Annotated in this window: 11 protein-coding genes; 6 read left to right on the top strand and 5 right to left on the bottom strand. The window is 62.6% G+C overall.

The genetic code is table 11. The annotated features are described in order from the left end of the window. Positions 1 to 1147 (bottom strand): fumarylacetoacetase (gene fahA, locus VIG90_RS15890; protein WP_331594494.1); only part of this gene is annotated, 1147 nt, incomplete at its 3' end. Next, positions 1144 to 2421 carry a homogentisate 1,2-dioxygenase gene (hmgA, locus tag VIG90_RS15885; RefSeq protein ID WP_331594497.1) on the bottom strand — a complete coding sequence of 426 codons (1278 nt, stop codon included), beginning with the start codon at positions 2419 to 2421 and terminating at the stop codon, positions 1144 to 1146. The genes fahA and hmgA, both read right to left, overlap by 4 nt. 548 nt (positions 2422 to 2969) lie before the next feature. On the opposite strand from hmgA, the gene VIG90_RS15880 reads away from it, so the two are divergent. Further along, positions 2970 to 3413 (top strand): universal stress protein, encoded by a 444-nt coding sequence (locus VIG90_RS15880; RefSeq protein WP_331594493.1) that lies wholly within the window; start codon positions 2970 to 2972, stop codon positions 3411 to 3413. Between the two features lie 8 nt (positions 3414 to 3421). Here the strand turns inward: VIG90_RS15880 and egtD are convergent, their stop codons facing one another. Next, entirely contained in the window at positions 3422 to 4372 is a 951-nt protein-coding gene (gene egtD, locus VIG90_RS15875; RefSeq protein WP_331594496.1) for an L-histidine N(alpha)-methyltransferase, read from the bottom strand. Beyond that, positions 4369 to 5538: an ergothioneine biosynthesis protein EgtB gene (gene egtB / locus VIG90_RS15870; protein WP_331594495.1), complete on the bottom strand. Its 1170-nt coding sequence runs from the start codon at positions 5536 to 5538 to the stop codon at positions 4369 to 4371. The genes egtD and egtB overlap by 4 nt, the downstream gene beginning before the upstream one ends. 295 nt (positions 5539 to 5833) lie before the next feature. On the opposite strand from egtB, the gene VIG90_RS15865 reads away from it, so the two are divergent. Together VIG90_RS15865 and VIG90_RS15860 are read left to right on the top strand one after the other, a co-directional pair. After that, positions 5834 to 6574 carry a cytochrome c oxidase assembly protein gene (locus VIG90_RS15865; protein ID WP_331594492.1) on the top strand — a complete coding sequence of 247 codons (741 nt, stop codon included), beginning with the start codon at positions 5834 to 5836 and terminating at the stop codon, positions 6572 to 6574. Between the two features lie 3 nt (positions 6575 to 6577). Further along, positions 6578 to 7087 (top strand): CopD family protein, encoded by a 510-nt coding sequence (locus VIG90_RS15860; RefSeq protein WP_331594491.1) that lies wholly within the window; start codon positions 6578 to 6580, stop codon positions 7085 to 7087. On the opposite strand, the gene VIG90_RS15855 is transcribed toward VIG90_RS15860, so the two are convergent. After that, the gene (locus VIG90_RS15855; protein WP_331594490.1) at positions 7020 to 7550 is read right to left on the bottom strand and encodes a DUF2231 domain-containing protein; all 531 of its coding nucleotides are present in this window, start codon (positions 7548 to 7550) and stop codon (positions 7020 to 7022) included. The genes VIG90_RS15860 and VIG90_RS15855 overlap by 68 nt on opposite strands. Positions 7551 to 7589: 39 nt before the next feature. Between VIG90_RS15855 and VIG90_RS15850 the strand changes: the two genes are divergently transcribed. The 3 genes from VIG90_RS15850 to VIG90_RS15840 are packed head-to-tail and all read left to right on the top strand — an operon-like array spanning position 7590 to position 11205. Further along, positions 7590 to 8336 (top strand): cytochrome B, encoded by a 747-nt coding sequence (locus VIG90_RS15850; RefSeq protein ID WP_331594489.1) that lies wholly within the window; start codon positions 7590 to 7592, stop codon positions 8334 to 8336. After that, positions 8333 to 10846, top strand: coding sequence for a cytochrome c oxidase subunit I (ctaD, locus tag VIG90_RS15845; RefSeq protein WP_331594488.1), 2514 nt, complete (start codon positions 8333 to 8335; stop codon positions 10844 to 10846). Before VIG90_RS15850 ends, ctaD begins: the two co-directional genes overlap by 4 nt. Further along, entirely contained in the window at positions 10846 to 11205 is a 360-nt protein-coding gene (locus tag VIG90_RS15840) for a hypothetical protein (protein ID WP_331594487.1), read from the top strand. Before ctaD ends, VIG90_RS15840 begins: the two co-directional genes overlap by 1 nt. Positions 11206 to 11430 lie beyond the last annotated feature (225 nt).

Raw genomic sequence — 11430 nt, 5'->3', positions numbered from 1 at the left:
CGAGCAGGCTGCCAAAGCCGTCCTCGGTCGGCGCCGAGATCGTGCCGGTGCCGAGCAGGTCGCCGGGCTGGAGGTTGCAGCCGTTGGAGGCATGGTGGGTGAGCAGCTGGGCGGCGGTCCAGTACATATGCCGGGCCTCGCCCTGGCTGAGGCGCAGCGGCGGCAGGCCCTGGCGGCGCATCTCGGCCGAGAACAGGTAGACCTCGAGCCGGAGGGCAAAGGCGCCCGTCTGCTGGTCGGCCTCGTCCCAGAGGTAGGGCAAAGGCCGGGGATCGCCTTCGGGGCGCGCCGGCTGGGCGATGCGGAACGGGGCCAGCGCCTCGGCGGTGATGATCCACGGCGAGACGGTGCTGAGGAAGTTCTTGGCGAGGAAGGGCCCCAGCGGCTGGTATTCCCATGCCTGCAGATCGCGCGCCGACCAGTCGTTGAGCAAGCACAGCCCGGCGATATGGGTGCTGGCCTGGGCAATGTCGATCGGCTCGCCCAGCGCGTTGCCGGGGCCGACCCAGATGCCCAGCTCGAGCTCATAGTCGAGCCGGCGGGCGGGGCCGAAGCTGGGCGCCTCGTCCTGCGGACCCTTGCGCTGGCCGTTGGGGCGGCGCACCGGCGTGCCCGAGGGGCGGATGGAGGAGGCCCGGCCATGGTAGCCGATCGGCACATGCTTGTAGTTGGGCAGGAGCGGGTTGTCCGGCCGGAACACCCGCCCAACGTTCACCGCATGGTGAATGCCGGCGTAAAAGTCGGTGTAGTCGCCGATCTGTGCCGGCAGGTGCAGCGTGCACGCAGACGCCGGGTACAGGTGCGGCGCGACCTTCTCGCGCTCAGGGCTGCCTGCGGCGAGCAGGGCCGAGACGCGGCGGCGAAGCGCGCGCCGCGGCCCGGCGCCCAGCGCCAGGAGCGGGTTGAGCGCGGGGCCTGTAGCGCCTTGCGCCGCCGTCAGCGCCTCGCCCTCGAACAGTCCGTCCGCCGCCGCGCCCAGCAGGTCGAGAATGCTGTCGCCAATGGCGATGCCCCCGCGCGGGGCCTCGTTGGGCGGGCTGAACACGCCCAGCGGCAGGTTCTGGATGGGAAAGTCGGCATGGCCATTGGCCGACGCCACCCAGGAGGTGAGCGCCGGGTCGTGGGTCTCGTCGATGTCAGTCGTCATGGGTGCAGTCTTGCCTTTTCAAAGTCGCCCCAGCAGGCGTCGTAATCGGATTGCAGCAGCTCGGTCTCCAGTGCCCAGCGGGTCGGGCGAATGACGCTGCGGCTCTCGAACATGAAGGCCAGGGTGTTCTCGATCTTGTGCGGTGCAAGCTCGGCGTTGACCGCCTTGTCATAGCTGGCCCGGTCGGGTCCGTGGCCGGACATCTGGTTGTGGAGCGAAGCCCCGCCCGGCAGGAAGCCGCCCGCCTTGGCATCATAGGCGCCGTGGATCAGCCCCATGAACTCGTTCATCACATTGCGGTGGAACCAGGGCGGGCGGAAGCTGTGCTCGGCCACCATCCAGCGCGGCGGAAAGATCACGAAGTCGCAGTTGGCGACCCCGGGCGTGTCCGAAGGCGCGGTCAGCACGGTAAAGATGCTGGGGTCGGGGTGGTCGAAGCTGACCGTATTCAAGGTGTTGAAGCGGCGCAGGTCATAGCGGCAGGGCGCCAGATTGCCATGCCAGGCGACCACATCGAGCGGCGAGTGCGGCAGGCTTGTCGTCCACAGCTTACCCTGGAACTTCTGGATGACCTCCGTTGCCGCGTCCCTGTCCTCGAACCAGGCCGCGGGCGTCTCGAAGTCGCGCGGGTTGGCCAGGCCGTTCGAGCCGATCGGCCCGAGCTCGGGCAGGCGGAACAGCGCCCCGTAGTTCTCGCAGACGTAGCCCACCGCCTGACCGTCCGGCAGCACGACGCGAAAGCGCAGGCCCCGCGGCACCAGCGCGATCTGCTGGGGCTCGACCTCCAGGACGCCCAGCTCCGTCTCCAGCCGCAGCCGGCCCTCCTGGGGCACGATCAAAAGCTCGCCATCGGCCGAGAAGAACACCCGGGTCTCCATCGAGCGGTTGGCGGCATAGAGGTGAATGGCCAGGCCCGTGCCCGCCGCAACGTCGCCATTGCCGCCATAGGTGATAAGGCCATCGACGAAATCCGTCGGCGCTGCGGGCAGGGGCAGCGGGTCCCAGCGCAGCCGGTTGGGCGGGGGCGGCACCTCGTCAAACGGGCCAGAGCGCAGCAGGCTCTCGCGCCCATAGGGCACAAACGCCCCATGGCTTGCCGTCGGGCGCAAGCGGTACATCCAGGTGCGCCGGTTCTCATGGCGCGGCGCGGTAAAGGCCGTGCCCGAGATCAGCTCGGCATACAGCCCAAAGGGCACCCGCTGGGGCGAGTTCTGACCCACCGGCAGCGCCCCCGGCACCGCCTCCGTGGCAAAGTGATTGCCAAAACCGGGCATGTACTGAGCACTCAGGCCATGTGATGCGTCGCACTTGTGAGCTTCAGCCAGCATTGCCGCCATCTCCCTTTCCTTGTCGGAGCGCCTGTTCGGCTACAAACTTGCAGGCGACCACATTCACCAATCCTTCATGACTGGATAACTGTTCAGAAGGGCTCTTTCTGTCCGTCAAACTGTGGACAATGAATAACGCCGATTGGTGTGGCGAATTGATCTGGAACAATGCAGGGGCTCGTTCCTCGTGCCAGGCTCCAACCTGGAAGCGAAGGCAGCGACGGGAGAGCTGGTATGAAACGATATGAGATGTTCAGCCAATCCTATGGCGTCCTCAGCCTTTACGTCTTGTCTGTGGGATTGATCCTGTTCATTGCGTTCTCCATCCTGGCAAAACTCTGAGTTTGCGGGATGGCCGGAATTCAAGTCCAGAGATCGTCTAGCTTGCCGCAACAATCAAAAAGTTAGTCCGTTATAACTGCGTACCTGTTTTGAGGCGCCCCGCCTTGATGCCTGTGCTGTAGATGGCGCTCTTCCAGAAAGGATATCGGTTCATGTTTAAAAATATTCTCGTTCCGGTCGACATTGATGATCCGACCAATGCCGAACGGGCACTTCAGCGGGCAGGTTTTCTTGCTGATGCAGGCAACGGTTCTGTGCATCTGCTCTATGTTCGGTTTCACTTGCCAAAAACCTACGCCGGATTGCTGCCGGCGGGGTTCGATGCAAAGGAACGGGAAGACTGCATGACCAAGCTCGAGGGTTGGAAAGCCCGGCTTGGCTTGCCGGATGAGCGTGTGACGCTGACGCTCCGGCGTGGCTCGGTTGCTTCCGAAGTGCTTGATGAAGCGCGCGAGCGCAATGCGGACCTTATTATCATCGGCTCGCACTTGCCGTCGCTGTCCTCCAGGCTGCTGGGCTCCAACGCGGCCTCGATTATTCGAGATGCCACGATCAGCGTACTGGTGCTGCGAGAAGGCAATAGGGAAGTCCTCTAGCGGCGGAGTTACGTCTCGATCCGGTTGGGTTCTGCTGCCCAGACGTGCAGGGCAAAGAGACCGTCAGGGTCTGTCCAGACGTTGAGCGGCTCCCAACCGGCGGCACGGGCGAGCAGACGGGCTTCCTGCAAGGTATATTTATAGCTGTTCTCGGTGTGGATGCTTTCACCGGCCTGGAGGTGGAAGCTGTGCCCGGCGGCTTTAAAGCGAACAGCCTCCCGCGCGACCAGGTGCATCTCGATCCGCCCCAGACTATCGTTCCAGAGTGCACGATGCTCGAAGGCGAAAACTGGTATCGTCCCGTCCAGTTCTCGGTTGATGCGGTGCAGCAAGTTCAGATTAAAAGCAGCCGTGGTTCCTGCAGCGTCATTGTAGGCAGCTTCGATCAGCCGCGGATCCTTGCGCGTGTCTATGCCAATGACGAGGCATGCTTCCTCACCCAATGTTTCCCGAAATGCGCCGAGCAGCTGGACGGCGGCGCGGTGAGACATGTTGCCGATGGTGGAGCCGGGAAAAAAACCAAGCTTGGGGGCGTCGGCAACGGCGGCGGGCAACGCCGGTGACGCCGTAAAATCGCCAGCGAGCGGCAACACGGCAAGCCCTGGATGCATGGCGGCCAAGCCTTCGGCTGCATCAAAAAGATAGTCTGCCGAGATGTCGATCGGCACGTAGGCGATCGGGTTGACCGGCCCGAGCAGCAGCGGCGTCTTTGCCGAGGAACCTGAGCCAAATTCAACAAGGACCCTGTCTTTGCCTGTGAGGCGGGCGATATCAGGGCCATGCTGGCGCAGCAATGCCACCTCCGTGCGTGTCAGATAATATTCCGGCAGGCGCGTGATTGCCTCGAAGAGTTCCGAGCCGCGCCGGTCATAGAAGTATCGGGCGGGAATGACCCGGGGGTGCTGGGACAGGCCTTCAACAACAGCACGGGCGAAGTCGGTGTCGGCAGTTGCGATCATGCAGCATCCCTTGCCAAGCGCACGCCAGTGAACTGCCAGCGCTGATGCGGATAGAAGAAGTTGCGATAGCTGGCGCGGCAATGGCCAGCCGGCGTGGCGCAGGATCCGCCCCGCAGCACAAACTGTCCTGACATGAACTTGCCGTTGTATTCGCCAACAGCCCCTGATGCGGGTCGAAAGCCCGGGTAAGGAAGGTAGGCGCTGGCGGTCCACTGCCAGCAGGCGTTGTAAAGCTGTGGTAACTCTGGATGGTCGCGGGCTGCAGCTTCCCATTCGGCCTCGCGCGGCAGCCGCGCACGGGCCCATGCCGCATAGGCATCTGCTTCATAGTAGCTGACGTGTGTGACCGGTGCGTCAGGATCGACAGGCCGACGGCCGGCCAGCGTGAAAGTGGTCCAGCGGCCATCCTCTAATCGCCAGTAGAGGGGTGCTTTGATTCTTTCCGCTTGTACCCAGGCCCAGCCATCCGAAAGCCAGAGGGCCGGTCGGCGGTATCCTCCATCATCCATGAAAGCGAGCCAGTCGCTGTTGGTCACCAGCCGGCTGGACAGAGAGAAGGGCTGTAGCAGCACGTCATGGCGGGGAGTCTCGCAGTCAAAGGCGAAGCTTGCGCCGCAGTGACCGATTGGAACGATGCCGCCTGCATGCTCGATCCAGCCAGTGGGCGGGGCCGCGACGGCAGGTGACGGTGCTTGGCTGGCGTAGACGGGTTGGAGAGGGTTCTGGGCAAACAGATGCAAAATGTCGGTGAGCAGCAGTTCTTGATGCTGTTGCTCATGGTGGAGACCCAGCTCGATCAGGTGCAGTACGTCGGGACTCAGATCGGGGAGGGCAGCTTTGATTGCTTCATCGACATGAGCTCGATAGGCGAGAACGGTTGCCAGGTCAGGCCTGGTCAGCATGCCTCGGCGCGCCCGTGGATGGCGTTCGCCTTCGGCTTCGTAATAGCTGTTGAACAGAAAACCGTAGTTTGCATCATAGAGGCGGTAGCCCGGCACATGATCGCGCAATACGAAGGTCTCGAAGAACCAGGTGGTGTGGGCAAGATGCCATTTGGCGGGGCTGGCGTCGGGCATCGACTGTACCGTTGCATCCGCATCTGACAACGCTGCCGCCAATCCAGCGCTGCGCGCCCGAACCTCGCAGTACTTTTCCTTGAAATGGATCTGCGCCGTCGTCACCTTGCGAACACCGATGCGCCTCTCGTTGCCAGCTGATCTGCCGTATCGTCGGTTTGGATGCGCAAGCCTTGCATGAACTGAGCCCGTTTTGCTGTCTTCCTGACACAACAATTATGCACCCTGTGGCGTTCCACTGCGCAAGTCAGGCTCCGCTTGTTCGGGAGCGGTTTGTCTAAGCGGGCGGACTGGTTGCCGCGTGCAATCATTATTGCCGACCTCAGGCAACTTTTTCGCTTCCGAAGCGTAACCATGTCGAATTCGACGGTAACAGGAGGGATGCATGCTCGGGGCATTGCCAGCCGATGGACTGCCCTATTGTGGGCCAGCACCTGTCGCAGGGGAAATCTGGCAAAGCTGGAACCTGGATCCTGTCCTCATCGCCGTATTGGCGCTGACAGTATTTCTCTGGGAGCGAAACAACCAAGGGACGCCCGCGCAAAGGAATGCCTTCCGGGCAGGAATGACAATTCTTGCGATTGCCTTCATTTCCCCGCTCTGTGCGCTAAGCTCGGGATTGTTCGCCGTTCGCTCGCTGCACCACATTGTCCTGGTGGCCATCGTTGCCCCGCTTCTGGGCTATGCCATCCGCGGGCGGGGCTTTCCGGGCGCCGGCGCTGCGGTGGCGCTGCATTCCCTTGTCTTCTGGTTCTGGCATCTGCCGGCGGCCTATGGAGCTGCCCTCTCCAGCGATCTTGTCTACTGGCTGATGCAGCTCAGCCTTCTGGGGTCGGGCGTGGTGTTCTGGAGCGCCCTGTATCGAAGCCGCGCCCTGTCCGGTGAGGTGGCGGCGCTGGCGACGGTCATGACACAGATGGGCTTGCTTGGCGCACTTCTGACCTTTGCGCCGGACGCGCTGTACGCGCCGCACTTCTTCACGACAGCGCTCTACAGCCTGTCGCCCCTGCAGGACCAGCAACTGGCCGGACTTATCATGTGGGTTGCCAGCGTGCCGCTCTACGGCATCGCAGCGCTGCCCTTGCTGCGGCGCTGGTTTGCGCAAGTGCAAGAGGCGGCAGCTTGAGGAATGCTGCTGTGGCTCAAGCTCCTGCACATTGGCGCTCTTGCGATCTGGGTGGCGGGTCTGCTGTATCTTCCTGCCATGCTGCTGGCGCACCGCCGTGTGGAAGACCGTCAGGACTTTGCCCGTATCCGCATGTCCAGCCGGTTCGTGTACATGGGGCTCGTCTCGCCCATGGCCTTCATTGCCATCGGAGCGGGCACAGCGCTGTTCTTCATAGCCGATGCCCTGCACCCGTGGATGTTCCTGAAACTCATCGGCGTCGGCGTCCTGGTGATCGGGCATCTGCAGTACGGCCATCTGCTCGCCCATCTGGCGGACGAGGAGGCGCAGCCCCCGCCACGGCAACTCGTTCTGATCACGGGGCTGGTCCTCGTATCTGCCCTGGCAATACTGGCGCTGGTGCTGGCAAAACCGGATATTCCCTCAGACAGTTTGCCATCGTGGCTTACCCAGCCCGGTCTGCTTGCTCCGCCCGAGCCCCCTCCACTTGCTCCTGCTGCTCATCCTCGCTGACGGTGACGCCAATCTGATGTTCAAACACCAGCTTGCCTCCGTGCCAACCGGCAAGGGCCACGTAGAGAAGGCCCCCCAGCGACAGCAATGCGCCCCACGGCAGAACTGCGCCCTCAGGGTCGTAAAGCCTCAAGCCCCAGTTGGCGCCCACCGTTGCCAGCAGCATCATGGCGACCACGGCATGGGTCCAGCTCTGCGGGCGTCTGCGAATGCCGGGCCCCGCCAGGAGTTCAGCCGTTCCAGCGACAGCGGCGAGCAGGCCCATTACAAACCCCCACCCGCTGGTCCACAGCCCCAGGCGCACGAAGAACGGATCAGCGGTCAGCCACCAGAATATATCCGCTCCAAGCGTGCCGACGACCAGTGCCATAGGAAAGGTTACAAGCATGGCGTGGATGGGATGGCCTGCAATGGCGATCCGGGATCCCACATCAAGGTGACGCGCTTCATCAAGTTTTGCCATGTAACCTCAACGCGGGCGAGCCGGGCCGGTTGCTCGCTGATGCTCCTGGCCGCAGGCGGCTGCGCCGGACCCTATTCCGCACTGGAGCCAGGCGGACCTGCCGCTGCCGATATATCCCTGCTCTGGTGGGTCATGCTGGCGGGCGCGCTGCTCATTCTTGTCGGCGTGACGGCAACCGCGCTTTACGCCTTCCGGCACAACCGCATCGGGCATGAGCTGTCCGAGAAGAAGGTGCTGATCGGCTGGGGGCTGATCTTCCCCTTTGTGGTGCTGGGCCTTTTGATGATCTTCGCCTTTGCAACAGGAGAGTCCCTTCTGTCCCGGGGCGACACAGCAAAGCCTGTCTATCGCGCCCATGCCAGCCAGTGGTTCTGGACCTTTGGCTATCCGGACGGCAAGGTCGGTACCGGGGTACTGCACGTTCGGGCCGGCGAGACCTTCCATGTGGAGGTCACGAGCGAGGATGTCATTCACAGCTTCTGGGTGCCCCGCCTCGGCGGGAAAATCGATGCCATTCCCGGCCGAGTGAACCGCATCGCGCTGAAGGCCGATACTCCGGGGCGTTACCATGGCCTGTGCGCCGAATACTGCGGTGTTGGCCATGCGCTCATGCCGTTTGTCGTCGAGGCCCACCCTGCCGGTGCCTATAAGGCTGCGCTTCTGGAGGCAGAGGGCCTGCAGGGCAACTACGCGTTTCCCCTTCAGGAGCGACCCGGCGGCGCCGCTGGCGAGGCGGTCCGGAACATCATCGATTATGTGCTGCGCTGGGTGGGGGTCAAAGAATGAAGGAGGGCCATGAAACCGCTCTCGAGCTGCACCGGGAGCTGGAGCCGTTGTGGAGCCCGCCGCCAACCCGCTTCGGGTTTCTGGCCGCAGTCAACCACAGCGTGATCGGCCTCAGGTTCATCATCACTGCCTTCGTGTTCTTCTTTATCGGCGGCGTCCTGGCCATGCTTATCCGCGCACAGCTGGCCGGACCTGAGACTCATTTTCTTGATGCTGCAGCATACGGGCAGGTTTTCACCATGCACGGCAGCATCATGATGTTTCTCTTCGCCATTCCGCTCATCGAAGGGGTGGCGCTCTACCTGGTGCCCAAAATGCTTGGCGCGCGCGATCTGGCTTTTCCGCGCCTCAGCGCCTTTGGATACTGGTGCTACCTTTTTGGTGGCATGATCATGATACTGGCGCTCGTTGCAGGGGTTGCACCCGACAGCGGCTGGTTCATGTACACGCCGCTTGCCTCGCGTCCGTTCTCGCCAGGCATCAATTCTGATGTCTGGCTGCTTGGCATTACTTTTGTTGAAATCTCTGCCGTATGTGCGGCGATCGAATTCATGGTCACGGTGCTCAAGGTGCGCACGGCGGGCATGTCGCTCGGCAAGATGCCGCTGTTCTGCTGGTACATGTGGGTGACGGCAGCGATGATGCTTGTGGGTTTTCCCCCGCTCATTCTCGGCTCGATCCTTCTGGAGCTGGAGCGGGCCTTCGGTCTGCCGTTTTTCGACCCGACCCGCGGTGGCGATCCCTTGCTGTGGCAGCATCTGTTCTGGCTGTTCGGCCACCCGGAGGTCTACATCATCTTCCTGCCTGCTGCCGGTCTGGTCTCGACCATTCTGCCGGTGTTCGCCGGGCGGCCGATCGCCGGCTATACATGGATCGTCGCTGCACTCATTGCCCAGGCTTTCATCAGTTTTGGCCTCTGGGTGCACCATATGTTCGCCACAGGCATCCCCCACCTTTCGCTGGCATTCTTTTCGGCTGCCAGCCTGCTGGTCGTAATACCGACTGCCGTGCAGATATTCTCCTGGCTTGTCACTCTGCTGAAAGGCCGGCCGCGGCTGGAATTGCCCATGCTCTGGATTTTGGGCTTCTTCTTCATCTTCGTTGCCGGCGGTCTGACCGGCGTCATGGTCGCGGTGGTGCCATTCAACTGGCAAGTACATGACACGCATTTCGTCGTTGCCCACCTGCATTACGTGCTGGTGGGTGGCTTCCTGTTTCCCTTCATGGCTGGCGTTTATTACTGGCTTCCACAGGTTACCGGCCGCCGTTCCGACCAGGGTCTTGGCAAGCCCGCATTCTGGCTTGTCTTTATCGGCTTCAATCTGACCTTTCTGCTGATGCACCTGACAGGACTGCTTGGCATGCCGCGCCGGGTCTATACCTATGCGCCGGACGTGGGCTGGGGGTGGCTGAACCTGATCTCCTCGGTCGGCGGTTTCATCATGGCAGTCGGTTTTGCGATGGTCCTTCTCGATCTTCTGGTGCAGCGCCGCTTCGCCCCCCATGCAAAGCACAATCCCTGGCGCGCGGGCACATTGGAATGGGCCATGGCAACGCCCGTGCCGAGCTACAATATTGCCAGTCTGCCGGAGGTGAGAAGCCGTGAGCCGCTGCGCGACGACCCCTCGCTCGGTGCGGCGATGGCAGCAGGCGCAGGATATCTTGCGGGCAGACGCAACGATTGGCGGGAGACGCTGGGTGTTGAGGAAGTCACGGGCCGGCCGGAGCAGTTGATCCTGCTGCCGGGCCCGACCTATCTTCCTCTTGCCACGGCCATCGCAACGGGGGGCTTCTTTGTCTCCTTCCTGTTCAGCGCCTATTGGGCTGCGGGTCTGTTTGCGGCGGCAACGGTGATGCTCGCCCTTTGCTGGCTGTGGCAGACCGGCATGCGCACCGATCCTGCACCGGTTGATGTCGGCAACGGGCTGAGCCTGCCGGTGCATTTTGCCACGCACAGGTCCATTGGCTGGTGGGGCATGGTCTTTGCGCTCGTCACCAACGGCTCCTTTTTCCTGCATATGGTGTTTGGGTATCTGTTCTTGTGGGTGGTCACGCCCGGCTGGCCGCCGCCGCGGATGATCGAGCCGGGTGTGGTTTTGCCTTTCATAACGGTGCTGGCCTTAGGGAGCGGTGCTTGGGCCAGCCGGAAGGCCGTGACGGGCAACCGGCGTGGAGCCACAGCTGCTGTCGGCCTCTGGCTGGCCGCGGCAACGCTCTCAGGGCTTGCAGCGCTTGTCTGCTTCGTCGTCCTTCTTGTCTTCCAGGTCCCGCCCGTTCAGGAGCACGCCTATGGTGCGGTGGTCGCGGCACTGGCGGGCTATGGCGCACTGCACTGTTTCCTGGCCTCGGTGGGCTCGGGCTTTGCTCTGCTGCGCCAGAACAGGGGGTATGTCTCCGCCGTGCGCAGTCAGGATCTGCGCATACCCGACCTGCTATGGCGGTACACGGCCGCGACCGCGATCGCTCTTGTCCTGCTCATTTGCACCATGCCGCTGGTTGGAGTGCCGTGATGGAGAGCAGCCAGACAAGGGAGACGCTGGGTCTCGTCGTGCCGTTCGTCGTCTGGGCGCTTGGTTTCGTGCTGCTCTATGGCGGACATGGGCTCGCCTGCGCCGTTGGGGTCCGGGCGGGCGAGTATGCAGGCATCACCCGTATCGCGCTGGGCGTCCTGCTTGCCGTCGTTCTGACTGCCCAGGGCTGGATCGTCTACCGCTACCTTCAGCGCCTGCGCGCCGGTGACGGGGAGGGGCGTCACTTCGTCCGGCTCGCCTCCGCCATTCTTTCAATAGCCGCGCTGGGTGCCAGTCTATGGACCGGGCTGCCGGTCCTGTTTCTGCGCATTTGCGGAATCAAGGCAGGACTCTGGTGAGCTCTATGCATTAAATAGCTTTACTTCCAACGGTCTGGCGCAGGATCGATGCTGTTTGCAGCACGGCTTGCTTCCCACCTCGATTTCATGCGTTAAGTGCAGCTTGGCAACATTGCGCGGGTGGGATTTGTGGAAGAACTGATCGAGCAGACTGCTGATTTCATAACGCGATACAGCGTCTGGGCAGGGCCTATTGTCGGGCTTCTCGCCTTTGGCGAGTCCCTC

The organism is Pedomonas sp., assembly GCF_036515995.1.
In the GTDB taxonomy this organism is placed as follows: Bacteria; Pseudomonadota; Alphaproteobacteria; order Sphingomonadales; family Sphingomonadaceae; genus Pedomonas.
The sequence above is the reverse complement of the archived record's forward strand: the minus strand, read 5'-3'. Positions and strand labels throughout refer to the sequence as shown.

Bases quoted from the DNA above. Each gene is read 5' to 3' on its own strand.
- VIG90_RS15860 (WP_331594491.1), top strand. From the start codon at position 6,578: ATGCTGCTGTGGCTCAAGCTCCTGCACATTGGCGCTCTTGCGATCTGG.
- VIG90_RS15865 (WP_331594492.1), top strand. From the start codon at position 5,834: ATGCTCGGGGCATTGCCAGCCGATGGACTGCCCTATTGTGGGCCAGCA.
- ctaD (WP_331594488.1), top strand. From the start codon at position 8,333: ATGAAGGAGGGCCATGAAACCGCTCTCGAGCTGCACCGGGAGCTGGAG.
- egtD (WP_331594496.1), bottom strand. From the start codon at position 4,372: ATGATCGCAACTGCCGACACCGACTTCGCCCGTGCTGTTGTTGAAGGC.
- VIG90_RS15850 (WP_331594489.1), top strand. From the start codon at position 7,590: ATGCTCCTGGCCGCAGGCGGCTGCGCCGGACCCTATTCCGCACTGGAG.
- hmgA (WP_331594497.1), bottom strand. From the start codon at position 2,421: ATGCCCGGTTTTGGCAATCACTTTGCCACGGAGGCGGTGCCGGGGGCG.
- VIG90_RS15855 (WP_331594490.1), bottom strand. From the start codon at position 7,550: ATGGCAAAACTTGATGAAGCGCGTCACCTTGATGTGGGATCCCGGATC.
- VIG90_RS15880 (WP_331594493.1), top strand. From the start codon at position 2,970: ATGTTTAAAAATATTCTCGTTCCGGTCGACATTGATGATCCGACCAAT.
- VIG90_RS15840 (WP_331594487.1), top strand. From the start codon at position 10,846: ATGGAGAGCAGCCAGACAAGGGAGACGCTGGGTCTCGTCGTGCCGTTC.